This window comes from Cellvibrio sp. QJXJ (assembly GCF_024452345.1).
Lineage (GTDB): Bacteria > Pseudomonadota > Gammaproteobacteria > Pseudomonadales > Cellvibrionaceae > Cellvibrio.
Window position 1 is genome coordinate 4,177,941 of the sequence record NZ_CP101662.1, and the last position, 17,060, is coordinate 4,195,000.

General features: G+C 48.8%; 20 protein-coding genes (1 of these 20 only partly in view). 13 read left to right on the forward strand and 7 right to left on the reverse strand.

The window, feature by feature from the left end:
• The first annotated feature begins 20 nt into the window (after positions 1-20).
• Positions 21-902: a cytochrome c oxidase subunit 3 gene (locus tag NNX04_RS18045; RefSeq protein ID WP_007644904.1), complete on the forward strand. Its 882-nt coding sequence runs from the start codon at positions 21-23 to the stop codon at positions 900-902.
• Between the two features lie 55 nt (positions 903-957).
• Here the strand turns inward: NNX04_RS18045 and NNX04_RS18050 are convergent, their stop codons facing one another.
• Complete coding sequence (locus NNX04_RS18050) at positions 958-1,125, reverse strand: DUF2909 domain-containing protein (RefSeq protein ID WP_410004065.1); 168 nt, start codon at positions 1,123-1,125, stop codon at positions 958-960.
• Between the two features lie 68 nt (positions 1,126-1,193).
• On the opposite strand from NNX04_RS18050, the gene NNX04_RS18055 reads away from it, so the two are divergent.
• The 7 genes from NNX04_RS18055 (at position 1,194) to NNX04_RS18085 (ending at position 6,535) form a co-directional block, all read left to right on the forward strand.
• Positions 1,194-1,958 (forward strand): SURF1 family protein, encoded by a 765-nt coding sequence (locus NNX04_RS18055; protein ID WP_261946699.1) that lies wholly within the window; start codon positions 1,194-1,196, stop codon positions 1,956-1,958.
• Positions 1,945-2,463: a hypothetical protein gene (locus tag NNX04_RS18060; protein ID WP_261946700.1), complete on the forward strand. Its 519-nt coding sequence runs from the start codon at positions 1,945-1,947 to the stop codon at positions 2,461-2,463. Before NNX04_RS18055 ends, NNX04_RS18060 begins: the two co-directional genes overlap by 14 nt.
• Positions 2,460-3,581, forward strand: a complete 1,122-nt coding sequence (locus NNX04_RS18065; protein ID WP_261946701.1) for a COX15/CtaA family protein — start codon at positions 2,460-2,462, stop codon at positions 3,579-3,581. The genes NNX04_RS18060 and NNX04_RS18065 overlap by 4 nt, the downstream gene beginning before the upstream one ends.
• Positions 3,582-3,615: 34 nt before the next feature.
• Positions 3,616-4,542, forward strand: a complete 927-nt coding sequence (gene cyoE / locus NNX04_RS18070) for a heme o synthase (RefSeq protein WP_261946702.1) — start codon at positions 3,616-3,618, stop codon at positions 4,540-4,542.
• A 25-nt stretch (positions 4,543-4,567) separates the two neighbouring features.
• Entirely contained in the window at positions 4,568-4,993 is a 426-nt protein-coding gene (locus NNX04_RS18075) for a copper chaperone PCu(A)C (RefSeq protein ID WP_191966543.1), read from the forward strand.
• Positions 4,986-5,663: an SCO family protein gene (locus NNX04_RS18080; protein WP_261946703.1), complete on the forward strand. Its 678-nt coding sequence runs from the start codon at positions 4,986-4,988 to the stop codon at positions 5,661-5,663. Before NNX04_RS18075 ends, NNX04_RS18080 begins: the two co-directional genes overlap by 8 nt.
• 272 nt (positions 5,664-5,935) lie before the next feature.
• A complete protein-coding gene (locus NNX04_RS18085; protein WP_261946704.1) occupies positions 5,936-6,535 on the forward strand; it encodes a Yip1 family protein in 600 nt (199 codons plus the stop codon).
• 80 nt (positions 6,536-6,615) lie between these two features.
• Here NNX04_RS18085 and hemL read toward each other — a convergent pair whose 3' ends face one another.
• From hemL to NNX04_RS18105, 4 genes are read right to left on the reverse strand one after another with little or no spacing between them, the layout of a single operon-like run.
• Positions 6,616-7,899: a glutamate-1-semialdehyde 2,1-aminomutase gene (hemL, locus tag NNX04_RS18090; RefSeq protein WP_261946705.1), complete on the reverse strand. Its 1,284-nt coding sequence runs from the start codon at positions 7,897-7,899 to the stop codon at positions 6,616-6,618.
• Between the two features lie 14 nt (positions 7,900-7,913).
• Positions 7,914-8,531 carry a thiamine phosphate synthase gene (gene thiE / locus NNX04_RS18095; protein WP_261946706.1) on the reverse strand — a complete coding sequence of 206 codons (618 nt, stop codon included), beginning with the start codon at positions 8,529-8,531 and terminating at the stop codon, positions 7,914-7,916.
• A 1-nt stretch (position 8,532) separates the two neighbouring features.
• Complete coding sequence (locus NNX04_RS18100; protein WP_007644872.1) at positions 8,533-8,955, reverse strand: CopD family protein; 423 nt, start codon at positions 8,953-8,955, stop codon at positions 8,533-8,535.
• Between the two features lie 47 nt (positions 8,956-9,002).
• On the reverse strand, positions 9,003-10,820 hold the full coding sequence (locus tag NNX04_RS18105; RefSeq protein WP_261946707.1) for a chloride channel protein: 1,818 nt from the start codon (positions 10,818-10,820) through the stop codon (positions 9,003-9,005).
• 218 nt (positions 10,821-11,038) lie between these two features.
• Between NNX04_RS18105 and argC the strand changes: the two genes are divergently transcribed.
• The 4 genes from argC to erpA all read left to right on the forward strand — a co-directional run bounded on the left by argC (position 11,039) and on the right by erpA (position 13,731).
• Positions 11,039-12,085 (forward strand): N-acetyl-gamma-glutamyl-phosphate reductase, encoded by a 1,047-nt coding sequence (gene argC, locus NNX04_RS18110; protein WP_040393347.1) that lies wholly within the window; start codon positions 11,039-11,041, stop codon positions 12,083-12,085.
• Positions 12,086-12,154: 69 nt separating this feature from the next.
• Complete coding sequence (locus NNX04_RS18115; RefSeq protein WP_261946708.1) at positions 12,155-12,901, forward strand: DUF6776 family protein; 747 nt, start codon at positions 12,155-12,157, stop codon at positions 12,899-12,901.
• A gap of 21 nt (positions 12,902-12,922) precedes the next feature.
• On the forward strand, positions 12,923-13,303 hold the full coding sequence (locus NNX04_RS18120) for a bactofilin family protein (RefSeq protein WP_007644858.1): 381 nt from the start codon (positions 12,923-12,925) through the stop codon (positions 13,301-13,303).
• A gap of 74 nt (positions 13,304-13,377) precedes the next feature.
• Positions 13,378-13,731 (forward strand): iron-sulfur cluster insertion protein ErpA, encoded by a 354-nt coding sequence (erpA, locus tag NNX04_RS18125; RefSeq protein WP_040393300.1) that lies wholly within the window; start codon positions 13,378-13,380, stop codon positions 13,729-13,731.
• A gap of 20 nt (positions 13,732-13,751) precedes the next feature.
• Here the strand turns inward: erpA and NNX04_RS18130 are convergent, their stop codons facing one another.
• Both NNX04_RS18130 and NNX04_RS18135 read right to left on the reverse strand, forming a co-directional pair.
• A complete protein-coding gene (locus tag NNX04_RS18130; protein ID WP_261946709.1) occupies positions 13,752-14,861 on the reverse strand; it encodes an anhydro-N-acetylmuramic acid kinase in 1,110 nt (369 codons plus the stop codon).
• A gap of 55 nt (positions 14,862-14,916) precedes the next feature.
• Positions 14,917-16,320: an OapA family protein gene (locus tag NNX04_RS18135; RefSeq protein ID WP_007644855.1), complete on the reverse strand. Its 1,404-nt coding sequence runs from the start codon at positions 16,318-16,320 to the stop codon at positions 14,917-14,919.
• Between the two features lie 207 nt (positions 16,321-16,527).
• Here NNX04_RS18135 and tyrS point away from each other — a divergent pair, with 207 nt between their 5' ends.
• Positions 16,528-17,060 carry the 5' end (the start) of a tyrosine--tRNA ligase gene (tyrS, locus tag NNX04_RS18140; protein ID WP_261946710.1) on the forward strand. 775 nt of this gene lie beyond the right edge of the window, so 533 of the gene's 1,308 nt are visible here — the first part of the coding sequence; it begins with the start codon at positions 16,528-16,530; the stop codon falls past the right edge of the window.

A 17,060-nucleotide genomic window follows, 5' to 3' on the forward strand; every position in this document is an offset into this window, starting at 1 on the left:
GTGCGATTGGAGGAATCACTATGCGTGTAGATCATCAGCGTTACTATGTTCCCGAGCAAAGTATTTGGCCGATAGTGGGGGCTGTGTCGTTATTTTTTATTGGTATTGGTGCCGCGCTATTGGTGAATGACCTGGCCAAAGACCAGCACGGCGCCGGAGGCTATGTGTTAGCCATTGGTTTTGCACTCTTGTGTTATATGTTATTTGGCTGGTTTAAAAATGTAATCAGCGAATCTATGGAAGGGCTTTATAGTTCGCAAATGGATCGCTCATTTCGCCAAGGCATGAGCTGGTTTATTTTTTCGGAAGTGATGTTTTTTGCGGCGTTTTTTGGTGCGCTTTTTTACGCCCGAATGATTGCGGTGCCTTGGTTGGATGGGGCAAGTAATAATGTGATGACGGGCGAAATTCTCTGGCCGAATTTTGAGGCAATGTGGCCGCTGACAAAAACCCCAGGCGGTATAGAAACCCAGCCTATGCCGTGGGAGGGGATTCCACTGTACAACACACTTATTTTGTTGGCGTCTTCAATCACACTGCAATTTGCGCATATAGGCATAGAGAAAAATAAACATGCCCAGTTGGGTTTTTTTATGATGTTAACCATAGTGCTGGGCGCAGTATTTTTATATTTGCAGGGTTATGAGTATATGCATGCCTATAGCGACTTGGGCTTACGGCTAGATTCTGGTGTTTATGGCAATACCTTCTTCCTGCTGACAGGTTTTCATGGGCTGCATGTGACCTTGGGAACGGTGTTTTTATTAGTTATTTTTTTACGAATTTTGATTAAAGGACATTTTACTCCAGAGCGGCACTTCGGTTTTCAGGCCGCTGCCTGGTACTGGCACTTTGTGGACGTGGTATGGCTTAACTTATTTATTTTTGTGTATGTACTGTAACTAACCACAACCTTGCTGGTTCGTTTACAAGCTTGTGGTTAGGTTTGGATATCGGTTAGTAAGGGCGTGGATTAGGTGTAATAACACCAGTCAGTAAGAGGATGATGAGTAGTAAAACAACGGCGGCAGAAAAAAATAAGCGACGACCTAAAAACTTGGACATTTGCGGAGCTTTGTCGTCATTTTTAATCATCACAACTAGTGCCTGAAACAAGCTAAACACAACCAATGCCAGTAAACAGATTAAGACTATTTTTATAAACATAATAAATCCCTTGCAGGAGTGGAGGTATGACAATTATAGCGTTCAATCGCTATTGGGTTATGCGGTGGCATTGGGTATTCATCTGTTTGCTCGCCACTGCCTTTCTTATGTCATTGTCGTTTTGGCAATTGTCGCGCGCCACGGAAAAAAAACAAACTCTGGCGCGCATTGCGCAATGGCAAGCGGCCGGAGCACTGACTTCACAGCAGCTATTAGCACTTGGCGATCAGGATCTGGACGGTGTGCACGTCAAATTCGCTGCCCGTTGGGTCTCCCCCATTATCTGGTTGTTGGACAATCAATTAGTCGATGGCCGCATCGGTTACGATGTGGTGATTGCGGTTGAAGAAATTCCTGCTGACTTATCAAACTCCGCATCTACCAACTTAGTTCCTCCGGTGTTGATTAATCTTGGATGGGTTGCTGCGGTTGGTGGGCGCGAGCAGTTACCGGATGTTGCGATTCCAGCGCAATTAATGGTTGATGGAGTTTTTCGTACCGCCCCTCAAGGGTTATTGTTAGGAACTAATATTGAAGATAAGGGGCACTGGCCAATGCGCATTCAGCAATTGGATGCATTAAGCCTTGCGCCCTATCTCCCGTCATTAACTACCTTGGGTGTGATTTTTCAGCAACAACAATCGCCCTACCGCGTGCATTATCAACCCGTGATATTACCACCCGAACGCCATAGAGCTTATGCATTGCAGTGGGCGCTGTTGGCAGTAGCAGTCATTGTGATTGCGCTGAGTGCAAGTGCAAAAAAGGAGTTGATTCATGACCAGTCGTAAATTTTTTAGTTTATTTCTACTTTGCGCCTTGGTGCCATTACTTGCGGCCAAAGTCAGCCTGGCATTTGGATGGTTTAGTCACGACTCGGTGAATAAAGGTTATTGGCTGGAGCGTGAGATTGAATTGTTACCCAACGCCGAGGTGAATACTCCCGCGTGGCGTTTGGTTTATGTGGCACCAGAGTCCTGCGCAAAAGATTGCGAGCAAGCGTTATTCACTATGCAGCAGCTTTATACTGGCCTTGGACGTAAACAATTGAATATTCAACCGCTGGTGATTGCGGCAGAAAGTCCGAATTCACTCCAGAAATTTTCATCCCTTTCGTGGTTGAAAAAAAATACTCTTGCCGAATCTTTGCAAAATCAAATCGTGATCGTGAATCGTGACGGACTTGCTCTTTTGCGCTATCCGGTGAATGCCGATCCTGAGCAAATGCAGAATATTGCCAAAGATATCCGCACCGATCTATTGCGTTTAATGAATTATGACCGGAGCGGAACATGAAATATTTTTCTACTTTAGTCAGTTTTACGCTGGTATTAACGTTGGTTGTCATCGCGCTAGGTGCTTATACACGCTTAACCGATGCCGGACTTGGTTGTCCGGATTGGCCGGGCTGTTATGGGAAATATCATGCGCCAGTGCTGGATCATCACATTGCCGATGCGCAAGAAAAATTTCCGCACTTGGAAGTTGATCCTTACAAGGCGCGCAATGAAATGCTGCACCGTTATATTGCTGGTTTATTGGGCCTGGCAGTGTTGGCCATTTTTATTACCAGTCATTACATTAAACGCTATCGCCGTTTGGCATCGGCTCTTTTGTTGCTAGTAATTTTTCAAGCAGCCTTGGGAATGTGGACAGTAACGCTCAATCTGTTACCGCTAATTGTATTAGCGCATTTGTTGGGCGGGTTCACACTGCTGTGTTTGTTGGCATTATTGCGCGCAGAAATAGCATGGGATCGAGCACAAAACTCAACCCCTAAGAATAATAACTTCGCTGAACCGGCTTTGTCGCGCTTGGCCGGTTTTGGTTTTGTGGTGTTGTTGGTATTAATCGCGCAAATTGCATTGGGCGGATGGACTTCTACCAATTACGCGGCTGCAGTTTGCAACCAACTGCCTTTTTGTGAAGCGGGTTGGCAGGAGCGCTTTTCTCTGGCACAAGTTTTTCATTTGCCGTTAGGGCATGAAACTTATGAATATGGAGTTTTACCTTACGAAGCGCGCATGAGTATTCATGTGTCGCATCGCGTGGGTGCGATTGTTACGCTCCTGGTGTTCGGTGCTTTTTTATACGCCTGTTGGCGCCGTGCCCAATCCCACGTAATGCGCAAGATGGTAATCGCAATGAGTTTATTGTTATTACTGCAATTGACCTTGGGCTTAATCAATATTATTGCCTTGGTGCCGCTGTGGAATGCAGTTGCACATAATGTGGTTGCAGCTAATCTGTTAATGATGCTGGTAGTTTTTTTACGACAAATTGCTTTGCGTAGGGATGTTATTTTCCCTGCGTCAGTAATGCCAGCACAAACAGAAATTTCGTCGCCAAGGCATAGTGTTGTTCGTTCTGTTGTGAATGAAAATAAATTTTCACAAACACCAAATAAAATTTAGATAGGGATCATTCAAACTAAGGGGGAGAAATAACATGGCCATAACAAAAAGTGTATCGCCCGGTGTGAATTGGCGCGCAGAAATAAGTAGCTATGGTCGTGCTTATTATCAGTTAACCAAACCCAAAGTCGTTGCACTCTTGGTGCTGACGGCGGTGGTCGGCATGATGTTGGCAAGCCCGGGAGTACCAGACTTCTTGCTTATTGCCACGGCCAGCGTGGGTATTGCATTGGTGTCCGGCGCGGCGGCGGCATTTAATCATGTGCTTGATCAAAAAATTGATGCACAAATGGCACGCACTCACATGCGGCCTTTGCCTAAAGGTCGGCTGACAAGCAATCAAGCTGTGATTTTTGCCTGTTTGTTAGCCGTTGCCGGATTCTTATTGTTGATGCTGGCCGTAAATGCACTCACTGCCTATTTAACGCTGCTTGGCTTATTTGGTTATGCGGTGGTGTATACCATGCTATTAAAGCGCGCCACACCGCAAAATATTGTAATTGGCGGTGTGGCGGGTGCACTACCGCCGGTGTTGGGTTGGACGGCTGTCACCGGCAGCGTCAGCAGCGAAGCGCTATTGTTAATGATGATTGTATTCGCTTGGACACCACCACATTTTTGGGCGCTGGCAATTCACCGCGTCAATGATTATGCCAAAGCCAATATTCCCATGTTGCCTGTTACGCACGGCATTGAATTTACCAAAACGCTTATTTTGCTTTACACCTTGTTGCTTATGGCAGTGTGCTGGCTCCCTTATTTAATTGGCATGGCTGGAGTCGTGTATTTGTGCGCAAGCCTTTATTTAAATATTGTTTTTATTCGCCATGCCTGGCGGTTGAAATTCAAGCCTGATGCAAATAGTGCTATGGCAACATTCCGTTTTTCTATTGTGCATTTAATGCTGCTGTTTTTAGCACTGTTGGTGGATCATTATGTTATTGCCTTTTTTGCCGGTTAATACAATATTTAAACCAATCGCAATTATGGTGATCTTATTTTTCAGCCCACTGTTGTGTCCTGGCGTAGCGATTGCCCAGGCTGAACTTACTGTGCAAAACCCATGGGTTAAATTGGCACCGCCGGGCGCCTCCGTGAATGCGGCTTATATGAATCTTCGCAATGATTCGCCGGAGGAAAAAATAATTGTGGCAGTCAGTGCAGATTGCTGCACGCAAGTGATGATGCACCAAACGCGGCGCGAGGGCGACAAAGTGTATATGGATCATCACGACAGGCTGATAATTCCTGCGCAATCGGAGCTTCAGTTGGCGCCCGGTGGTTTACATTTAATGTTGTTGGGTGCAAACGCTCCGTTGACCCTAAACGACAAGGTAAATATTCATTTTGATTTTGCTGATGGAACACAACACAGCGTCAGTATTCCGGTGAAAAAGGCTGCAGATGATTAGTGTGAATGCCACCCGCAAACTTCATCATTATTGGCTCTATGCAATGGTTATTGTGGTGAGCCTAACGCTTGGCATTTTTGTGGGGGCTCGCCAGCTGTCGCCCGAACCGGTTTATAACAACGCACAGTTATTGCCAGCACCGAAAATGCTGCCGGAATTCAATTTGACCAATCATTATGGTGAAGCAATCCGTTCAAGTCTTTGGCGAGGTCGCTGGTCGCTGGTCTTTTTTGGCTTTACCTCTTGCCCCGATATTTGCCCGCTGGAATTACAAAAGCTGGGAAAATTGTTGCGAGTGATGCAGGGAAATACCGGATTACAAGTGGTTTTTATCAGTGTTGACCCCGAGCGTGATACTCTCACTAAGCTGCGCGACTACGTCGGTTTTTTTCACCCGGACATTGTGGCACTCCAGGGAAGCAACAGTGAGCTTGCCCGAACTGCACAATTTTTTGGTGCTGCGTATGATCGCTCGGTGATTATTGACAGTAAATTATTAAGTGTGCCTGCGGGAATAGATATGCCTGATGGCAGTGGCGATGTGTATCAAGTAAATCATTCTACACGCATTTTTATCGTCAACCCTGAGGGCGCTTACAGTGGCAGTTTTATGCCGCCGTTCGATGTCGAACAACTTGAGGCCGACCTCAACCTGATGATGACACACTAAATTCTGTTGTTTGTCGTTTCGGTATAGGCAGCAAAGTACTTAGCAATAAATTGCTTAGAGAGAGAACTTGTAGGGCTAGATGAAGCAGTTATCTACTGCTGAATTTTTAACAGTATTTGATCTAGCGGGGTGGAGGAGGCCATTTCAATCACGCTATATACTGAATCTGTAAGACGAATGCATTTATTTTTCGCCCTACCAGAAACGCGTCGAACAATTTAGTCGAACAATCTAATAGTGAATAACCAGTCGCAGAGTTGTTGGAGGAAAATATGATTTCTCATGTTGCAGGGCTTTTTACCCATCCACATAAAGAGTGGGAAGAAATTCGCGATACCCAAGAGACAGTGTCCCACTTGTACTTTGCGCATGTTTTATTTCTTGCGCTTATCCCGCCCATCTCAATGTATGTAGGCACCACGAAGGTGGGGTGGGTAATTGGCGATGGTGCGCCAGTGATGCTCACTGAATCCAGCGCATTAACTATGAGTGTTTTAATGTACTTGGCGCTGTTGGCAGGTGTGGGCGTTATGGGCGCGTTTATCGATTGGATGTCGCGCACTTATGATTCGGCTCCCGGGCTTGCACGCTCGATTGTATTCGCTGCGTACACGGCCACGCCTTTGTTTGTTGCAGGGCTTTGTGCACTTTATCCCAATGTGATTTTGACCATGTTGGTCGGTATAGGCGCGGTGTTTTATACCGTTTATCTGCTCTATACCGGCATTCCCATTTTTATGAAAATCCCTGAGGATGAAGGCTTCGTTTACGCCAGTTCCATCCTCACTATCGGGTTGGTAATGTTTGTAGCCTTAATGGCGATTACTGTGTTGATTTGGAGTTTTGGTTTCGGGCCTGCCTATACAGGTTAGCAATTAAAATTTGGTCGCAATAAAAAAGCCGACGCAGCAAAACTGCGTCGGCTTTTTTTGTTTTTGTGGTCTTCCGATAATTATTTCAGGCTGGCAAATACTTCGGCAGCAATTTGCAAGGTGTCGTTAATGTCCGCTTCGGTGTGCGCACCTGACATAAAACCTGCTTCGTAGGATGCTGGTGCCAAGTAAACGCCGCGCTCCAGCATGCCGTGGAAAAATTTATTAAAGCGTGGAATATCGCAGGCCATGACTTGTTTGAAGTTGGTGACTTTTTTCTCGCTGGTAAAAAAGAAACCAAACATACTACCTACATGATTGGTGGTGAAGGGGATGCCCGCTTCATCTGCCAGCTTTTGTAAGCCTTCTACTAATTGCGTAGTGCGTGCACAAAGGTTGTTGTAAAAGCCTTCCTGTTCCAATAACTCCAGAGTTTTTAAACCAGCGGCCATGGCTACGGGGTTGCCAGACAAGGTGCCAGCTTGGTAAACCGGGCCTGAGGGCGCAATCATTTGCATAATGTCGCGACGGCCGCCAAAAGCGCCCACGGGCATACCGCCCCCAATGACTTTGCCCAGAGTGATGACATCGGCGTTTACACCGTAGTGGCCTTGTGCGCCTTTGTGCGCAACACGGAAACCGGTCATCACCTCATCAAAAATCAAGACGCTGCCGTACTCATCACACACTTCACGCAGGCATTCCAAAAAGCCTGGCACCGGTGGCACACAATTCATATTGCCTACTACCGGCTCAACAATAATGCAGGCGATTTGGTCACCGAGCTTGGCAAAACATTCGCGCACTTGTTCGGCATTGTTGTAATCGAGAGTGAGTGTGTGATCAGCCAATACGGCTGGCACACCCGGTGAGCTGGGCACACCCAGGGTCAGTGCGCCGGAACCGGCTTTAATTAATAAAGAATCAGAGTGGCCGTGATAACAGCCTTCGAATTTTATAATTTTGTCGCGTTTGGTAAAAGCGCGCGCGAGCCTGATGGCACTCATGGTGGCTTCGGTACCGGAGCTTACGAAGCGCACCATTTCCATATTGGGAATTAAAGTGCAGAGTTTTTCAGCGAGCGTGGTTTCGCGTTCAGTAGGCGCACCAAAACTCAAGCCAAACTTGGCGGTTTCGATCACGGTGTTGATCACGTCCGGGTGTGCGTGGCCCAGAACCATCGGCCCCCAGCTTTGGACGTAATCGATATATTTTTTGCCGTCTGCGTCCCACACATAGGCGCCCAGTGCGCGTTCAAAAAATACCGGTGTGCCGCCCACGGCTTTAAATGCACGTACTGGCGAATTCACGCCACCGGGAATTGTTTTTTGGGCTTGTAAAAATAGTTCTTCGGAGCGGCTCATGGTGAATCCTTAAATTAATTTTTCAATTCAGTAAATTTTTTGGCTTGGGCGGTAATGTCATCCGCCGCAAATAAACTATGACAAACGGCGAGCATATCAGCGCCGGCATCCAGTAATTGTTTGCCATTCTCTAATGTGATGCCGCCAATTACCACAATCGGTATAGCGCTAAATTGTTGGCGGGCTTCGCCAATCAATGAAATTGGCGCAGGGCGCGCGTTGGGTTTGGTGCTCGATGGAAAGAATCGACCAAAGGCGATGTAGTTGGCGCTGTCTTTTATTGCTTGTTGGGCGAGTGTCAGTGAATCGTGGCAGGTGACACCGATGATTGCGCGATTGCCGAGAATAATACGTGCCGCCACTGGGTTAGTATCACCTTGCCCCAAGTGTACGCCATGTGCGCCAACTTCTTTTGCAAGCTCTACATCATCATTAATTAATAATTGCGCCTGATATTGATTGCATAGCGCAAGCAAATTTCTGGCTTCAAATGATCGGCGTACTTTGTCCGAGGTTTTGTCTCGATATTGCACCAGCTTGCAGCCACCTTTTAATGCGGCGGCTACGGCGGTGAAGAGTTGATCCCCCGGGAGCAATTGTGAGTCGGTAATCGCGTAGAGTTTATTGTTCATATTAGAAAGGTTTCACCACCACCAAAATGACGATGCCAATTAATAGCAATACCGGGAACTCATTAAACCAGCGAAAAAATACGTGGCTTTTGGTGCAGCGATCATCGCGCAGCTGCTTCCAGTAGGCGACGCAGGCGTGGTGATAACCGGTGAGAATGGCCACCAAAACTAATTTGCACCAGTACCAGCCTTGGGTTGAGTAATAGCTCCAACCGAGCCAGCTCATCCAAATCCCAAAAATAAATACCGCGACCATTGAGGGGTTGGCGATACCGCGTAGCAGTTTGCGCTCCATAATTTTGAAACGCTCGCGGCTGATTTCATCTTCGCTCATGGTGTGATACACAAACAGCCGCGGCAAATAAAACAGCGCCGCCATCCAGGTGATGACAGCAATAATGTGTAGTGCTTTTATCCACAGCATAAGTGCATCTCAACGATAAATTCGGCAAGGGTTCAATTCAACAAACGCTAGATTCGATAGTAGTTATCGATGTTGCGGCGGCTGATTATACCCAGTGGCTGGTGTGAATCGCTAAGTGATTCAACCCAAAGTGCATCCAGCTGTTGGCGATTCATCAATTCCAAGGCTTCAAATAGATTTGCATCCGCAGGGATTCGTTCAAGGTCGTAGCGACGCGCGGGAATTTCCTGCAGGTTGATTTGATCTTCGCTAGCACTGGTTTGCAAATCGCTGCCTAAATTTTGCGGATCGTTTTGCAGTGTTTGTAAATAGCTATGCAGGTCCGCCGGTTGCAGCAGCTGATTATTTTCGCGCAGTAAAATCCAGTGTGGATGATGACTGAGCAGTTGCTGCGCGGTCGAGACGTTGATGAGGTTATCGCTTATCACCAAATGGCGATCCATTAAACCGCGTACACCGGTACTGCCGAGGAGTTGTTCCATTGCTTCGGTACTGCGGAATTTTCCCTGAATACGCAGTACGTGTTGGAACAAGCCATCGCAGCGAAATACCCAGCGGGTGGTCAGGCAAGCGGCAATCACTACCAGCATGCTGGGGAAAATAATGTTTGGGTTATAGGTGAGTTCGAGTATTGCCATCATCGCGGCGAGTGGGGCATTGAGTGTGGCGCCCATCATTGCGCCCATACCCAAAATCACATAAAAACCGATGGCGCTGGCGGAGCCGGGCATCAGTATTTGCGCGGCACTACCCACTGCGCCGCCGATACAGGCGCCGATAAACAGCAATGGTCCTACTACACCGCCGGGCATGCCCACGCCAAGGCTAATGGATGTGGCGAGCAGCTTAACGACTGCAATCGCCAGAAGCAGCGCAAAGCCTATTTCGCCTGCGAGGGCGCTGCTAATAGTGTCGTAGCCTACGCCCATAATTTGGGGAATCCACAGGGCGCAGATACCGGTAAACAATCCCGCCAAGGCGAAGCGCAGGGCGATAGGCCGGTTTAACGCCCAGCGACAACTGGCACCGTGCAGGCGAATATAGGCCGCCGCAAAGACGGCGACTACCAGCCCGACCAAACCCATCAGCGGCAGCTCCCGTAAATCCCCCATGACGGATTGTGCATTGATAAACGCGATTTCGGGGCCAAAGGCCAGTCGCGTCATGGTGGCGCCAGCAACGGCCGCGAGGGTGACAGGGATAAAACCGGCGATGGTGTACTGCATAATCACCACTTCCATCGCAAAAATTACTCCCGCCATCGGCGTGTTAAAACAGGCAGCGATGGCAGCGGCGACTCCGCAGCCAGCCAGTGGTCTCAAGCTGTTGGCAGGCAACTTTAACCATTGGCCGAGCAAACTGCCGCTACCTGCACCCAGATGCACGGCTGGGCCCTCGCGACCCACCGATTGCCCGGTTAGCAAGCAGGCGGCGCCGCCGAAAAACTGGGTGATTACGTTGCCCAGAGGCAATCGCCCTTGATGGTTCTGCAGGCGATCCATGACATGCCCAATGCTGGTGGCGTGATGGCGCTTATCGACCAGTTGCAATATCAACCCCAGCAGGATTGCTCCGGCGACCGGTAACGCAAAGTGCATGAGGGAACTGATGGCTTCAAAGTTTTCAAAGCTACCCGGCAGGAAATATCCCAGTGGCAATTCCACCGCCCAGCGAAACAACACAATCACTGCGCCGGCGATAATTCCGGTGAGCAACCCCAGTAGCGTCAATTGCGGCAGGGATTCCGCCCCCGCCAGTTGATCGCGCAGGGATTCGGCATATCGACTAAAACCAAGGCGGCCGCTGTTGGCGCGGTTGCTGTCAGTGGGAGTATTGGTGGCGTTCGGTGGAAGGTTGGCGGGCACAGTGTGTTCCTGCTAAAGCGTTAACTGCGACGCCACCAGCGTTTTCCGGATGCGGCGGCAGCTTTTACTTTCGATTTATGAATAAGGCTCTTATGATAGCCCTCTTTATTACTAACCATGGCACAGGGCGCGCTCAGAATACCAGAGTCATATGGCCCTTATGATTCTCCATAGTTAGAAACACAGCGATGATATTGAGCAAATTTCAGGGGGTTGAGGTGATTAAAGCGGCGATTGTTGGTGGAACCGGTTATACAGGGGTTGAGTTGTTGCGCCTGCTGTCCAAACATCCGCAGGTTGAGGTGACTATAATCACCTCACGCGCCGAAGCGGGCACCAAGGTTGCTGATATGTACCCCAATCTGCGTGGCCATGTCGATCTGGCGTTTACCGAGCCAGACGTGGCGCTATTGGGCGAATGCGATGTGATCTTTTTTGCCACGCCTCACGGTGTCGCACAGAACATGATGAGCGGTTTGATGAATACCAAGGCGCGCATTATCGATTTGTCCGCTGACTTCCGTATCCGCGATGTGCCGCTGTGGGAAAAATGGTACAACCAGCCCCATGGTGCCCCCGATTTGGTCGCACAAGCTGTGTATGGCCTGCCCGAAGTGAACCGCGAGGCGATTCGCACGGCCAAACTGGTCGCTTGCCCCGGTTGTTATCCCACCGCCACCCAATTGGGTTATCTGCCGCTGATTGAAAACAATCTGGTCGATCCAACCCGTTTGATCGCCAACGCCGCCAGTGGCGCGAGTGGTGCCGGTCGGCAGGCCAAAATCGACAATCTATTAATGGAAATCAGCGATAGCTTCAAAGCCTATGGTGTGGCGGGGCATCGTCACTTGCCAGAAATCGAGCAGGGCTTACGCGATGTACAGCCCGCCGGTGTTGCGCCAGTAGCGCTGACTTTTGTACCGCATTTGTTGCCGATTATTCGCGGAATTCACGCGACGCTTTATGCAACTCTGCTTGATGCCAGCAAAGTGCCAGATCTGCAAAAGCTGTATGAAGATCGTTATGCCAATGAACCTTTTGTGGATGTGTTACCCGCAGGTGTATTGCCGCAAACCCGCAGTGTGAAAGGCTCCAATGTTTGCCGTATCGCCATTGTGCGCCCGCAACAGCGCGATACAGTGGTGGTGTTATCGGTGATTGATAACCTCACCAAAGGCGCTTCTGGTCAGGCGATCCAAAACATGAACATTATGTTCGGTTTTGAAGAGACTGCCGGTCTGGATGTTGTGGCTTTAATGCCCTAATGACGGTTTAGCGCGCGGGATGAGCTGTCATCCCGCGAATAATAAAAACGATGACAGATGAAATCTGCTATGGCCAAAGTTAAAGGTTCTCCCGTTTACCGTCTCAAGCTGGTGCCTCATCGCCCGTTGAAATCGGCGCTTATTGCCCTGCTATCTATTGCCTTGGTCTTGGCTGCGGTTGTTGCCGCTTATCGCTATGCGGAATATAAGGCCAGTATTGAGCGACTTTCACCCGCCGAAGCCAAAGCGCTGCGCGGTCAATTGGACGTTATGACCACAGAATCGGCTGAGTTGCGGCGTGAGCTGGCAACCTATCAGCTCAGTGCCGAGGTGGATCGCAAAGCTGGTGAGGAGCTGCGTCAACGGGTAATGGAGTTGCGCGAGGAAAAAGCTGCATTGCAGCGGGATATCGACGTATACCGCATTATGACCTCCAAAAAGAACAGCAATCCCAAGGGAATTAGTTTTGGTGTGTTTTCAGTCTCGCCAACTACTGACAGCAAACACCAGTTCAAGTTGGTGATACAGAAACTGGCCGAGGGGGATGATGATTTTGTGGGCGATCTCAAGGCAACAGTAGTCGGTCAGCAAGAGGGCAAAGAGCGCAGATTTTCATTGCACGAACTAGCGATAAACCAAGGCGAATCGATGGCCGCCACCATCCCCCTGAATTTCAAATTCTTTCAAAATATTGATACGGAAATCCTTATGCCAGATGGCTTTACTCCAGATCGCCTTGAATTGGCGGTAAAGTCCAATGCGCGCCGGAATCCCGTAACGGTAGAGGCGCAGCTGGAATGGCCGAAACATAAATAGACCTTTACTGAGGAGCCCCTGATGGCATTTTCCAATAACCACACCTTGATTTCGCGCGCAACCAAAGTAGTCGGCGATTTGTACTTTACTGGTGAGCTGCAACTGGAGGGCAAGGTGACTGGCAATATCATTGCCGAGAATGAAAAGGATGCCAAATTGGTGATCGCGGATACCGGTGTTGTTGAAGGCGAAGTTCGCGCTCCGGTAGTCATAGTAAACGGTAAGGTGCAGGGCAATATCTACTCCACCAAGCATCTGGAGCTCGCGGCCAAGGGGAATGTTATCGGCACGGTACATTATCACTCGATAGAAATGGTAAAAGGTGCGCAAGTGAATGGCAGTATGATCAATACCCAGCAGCAAACCGCCAGTGCTCTGGAAATAGCGGCCGATCAAGCTTAATAGTTGACTGTTTTACTAGGGTAAAGGGATAATAAATCTCGCCCTTGCGGGCTTTGTTGTTATCCGGAGTGTTTATGTCTACCGCTGAAATTTATATCCCTCAAGTTGTCACTGTTACCGACAGTGCGGTGGCGAAGGTCAAAAGCCTGATTGAGGAAGAAGATAACCCGGACCTCAAGCTGCGTGTTTATGTGACTGGTGGCGGTTGCTCAGGTTTTCAGTACGGTTTTACGTTCGATGAGGCAGTTGCTGAGGATGACTCTGTAGTTGAGCGGGAGGGGGTAAAGGTTGTAGTTGATGCTATGAGCTACCCTTATCTGGTCGGTGCCCGAGTAGATTACGAAGAGGGATTGCAAGGTTCCAAATTTGTTATTCAAAACCCCAATGCTTCCAGCACTTGTGGCTGTGGTTCATCGTTTACTGTCTAGGTTTATCTGGCGTGTATTGCTCACGCGTAATACACGCCACCCAGAATTACCTCTCTATTAGCCCCCGTTACTTCCTTTAAATTTCCTGGCTGCCGGTTCATGGTTTGTTGGGCCAGCCATGCAAACGCCATGGCTTCTACCCATTGTGGGTTTACACCAAGGGTGGCGGTGGTTTCTAGCTTATCTCTTGTCAGTAGAGCTTGCAGGCGCCTCATTAAATGCGAGTTGTAGGTTCCGCCCCCGCAGACAAAAACTGCTTTGGATTCAGTACTGAGTGCTGTAATGGCATCGCTAATCGTAATGGCTGTTAGTTCAAGCAGTGTTGCCTGCACATCGTTGGCTGGGATATTAATTCCGGCCAATGCTTGGTCTAACCATTGACGATTAAATGCTTCGCGCCCGGTACTCTTGGGGGCGGCTAGTGCGAAGAAACTATGCTGTAGAAGCCTGTTCAGTAACTCCTGATTAATTTTGCCTGTTGCCGCCCAAGCTCCCGATTCATCATAACGTTTGCCTGTATGCAGTAGTGTCCATTCGTCCATCAGGGCGTTGCCGGGGCCAGTGTCAAAGCCCAATGTAAGCCCTAGCTTGGGGAGCCAGGTGAGATTGGCCATGCCGCCAATATTCACAATAACTCTATGCTGTTCAGGTGTTTGAAAAATGGCGCGATGAAAAGCCGGTACCAATGGGGCGCCTTGGCCACCTGCGGCTATATCGCGCCGCCGGAAATCCGCAACTGTGGTGATCCCGGTTAATTCGGCAATAGTGTTGGGGTCGCCAATTTGCAGGGTGAAGCAACCTTCAGGGGAGCCTGGTGGGCGATGGCGGATAGTCTGCCCGTGGCTGCCTATAGCAATTACCTGATCGGGTAGGATATTAGCTTGATCGAGCAGTTTTAGGCTTGTGTTTGCAAATAGTCGTGCCAAGTCAATATCGAGTGCGCCCATGCGATCAATCTCATTGGCGGCAGGTAGTGCAAGCGCATGGATTTGCTGGCGAATGGCATTGCTCAATGGCTCACTATATTTAGCGATCAGACGCGGCTGCGCTCCGAATTCCACCAGCACAGCATCTATTGCATCCGCACTTGTGCCAGACATTAAACCGATATAGAGATTGGAGTGGGACATTGGATTATTCCCGATGTGCAATGATGCCACCTTGCAGGTGGCATCATTTAAAGAGCTAATTGCCGCTGGTGCCGTTGTTTGCAACTGCCAGACGATTAGATGATTTGAATTGATCCAGTTTGGCAATCAGTGGGCGTGTGGTTTCGTTGAATCGTGCAAGCTCGGTCTTCTCTATGCCAATAGATTTTGGCAGCGGAACTGTAACCGGATTGCGTACCTGTCCATTCACATGAAATTCATAGTGTAGGTGCGGGCCTGAGGCTAAACCGGTAGAGCCAACATAGCCAATCACATCCCCTTGGCTCACTCTGGCGCCATTCCGCATACCTTTGGCAAATGCGTTCATATGGCCATAGAGTGTTTGTATACCTTGTCCATGTTGGATGATAACTGTGTTGCCATAGCCACCTTTGCGTCCCGCAAAGGAAACTTTACCATTACCTGTGGCGCGAATAGGTGTTCCGCGTGCAGCAGCATAGTCTGTGCCTTTGTGCGCACGGATAATATGCAAAACAGGGTGTTTGCGTGCCAGATTAAAGTGAGAGCTAATGCGAGCGAACTCAATGGGGGTGCGGAGGAATGCCTTGTGCATGCCGCGACCATCCGGCGTGTAGTAGGCGCTATTACCAGTTTTGTCGGTGTAGCGCACTGCTTTAAATGTTTTGCCGCCGTTAGTAAATTCCGCCGCTATTACTTTGCCGACGCCAATTTTTTTTCCATTTAGAAATTGCTCTTCATACATCACTTTAAAGCTATCGCCTTTTTGTATGTCCAGAGCAAAGTCGATATCCCAGCCAAAAATATTTGCCATTTCCATGGTCAAATTGCTTGGCATGCCTGCGCGTTTGCCGGCCATATAAAGAGAGCTGTCAATAGATGCTTGGCGGAAGGCATACTTCACGTCGGGCTTAAGTGCAATTTCTTTGCTGGTAAAGCCTTTGGTGCCGCGATCAAAGGTCAAGCTATTGAGTTCATCGACAACATATTTCAAGCCATTCAGGTGGCCGTCTTCGACAAGGAATGCCATCTTTTGGCCCGGGCGAATATTGCGCAGATCCTTGGCATCCTTGGCATCGCTAAATAATTCGTAGATGGCGCGATCATTGAGGCCAGCGCGCTTGAACAAAACCGACAAGTTGTCGCCATTCTGAACAGTAAACTCTTTCCATTGGGGTTTTGGTGGCACCACATCGACAGGTTCTTTTTCTGCCGGAGCGGCAATTTGCTGGATGATGGTTTCTACAGGAGGAATAGCTATGGGGGCGGCTTGGGTTTCTGTGCCTTGAATTTCCAGTCCTGGGATATTGCTGCTTTGTATTATCGTTGAGGATTGTGTTGTATTGCTATCCGTACCTAACAAAATCACTAGACCAGCAGAGAGCAATGCTGCGGCCGCAAGGTGTCCGCGCGGCACATGCTCAAGCAGGGTCGATCGGGCAATGGTGTAATAGTGTTTCATTGGTGGCATCGTAAAAGTCGTAATTCTTTATAGGAATGTGATCCAAGAAAGAGCATTTATAGCAGAAAAATATGCCATTAACACCCCAAAAGTTCATCACTCCGTAACAAGGGTCTGTTTTGGTCTTGTAATTGAGGAAAGTTGAGGTATCTTTGCCGCCTTTTTGTTCCTAATCGAAACACTTTTTTTAACCTTGGTTGGTGCGTTATGACAGCAATTGACACTAATTTCTTGCAAGAGTTGCAAGCCCGCGGACTTATTGCACAGATGACTGGCGGCGATGCCATAGTCGAGCATCTCAATTCTGGCAGTCGCACCCTTTATTGTGGCTTTGATCCGACTGCGGACAGTTTACATATTGGTAGCTTGGTGCCGTTGCTGATGCTCAAGCGCTTCCAGCTCGCCGGCCACAAGCCTATTGCCCTGGTGGGCGGCGCCACGGGGTTGATTGGTGATCCAAGTTTCAAAGCGCAGGAGCGTAAGCTCAATACTGCTGATGTGGTTGCTAATTGGGTTGATAAGCTTAAATGTCAGGTGAGTCAATTTATCGATTTTTCTTGCGGCCAAAATTCGGCCGAGGTTGTGAATAATCTGGATTGGGTTGGAAAAATCGATGTACTTACCTTTCTGCGCGATGTGGGTAAGCATTTCTCTGTCAACAACATGATTAATAAAGAATCGGTAAAGCAGCGTATCGAACGTGAGGGGGAGGGGATTTCTTTTACCGAGTTCACCTACAT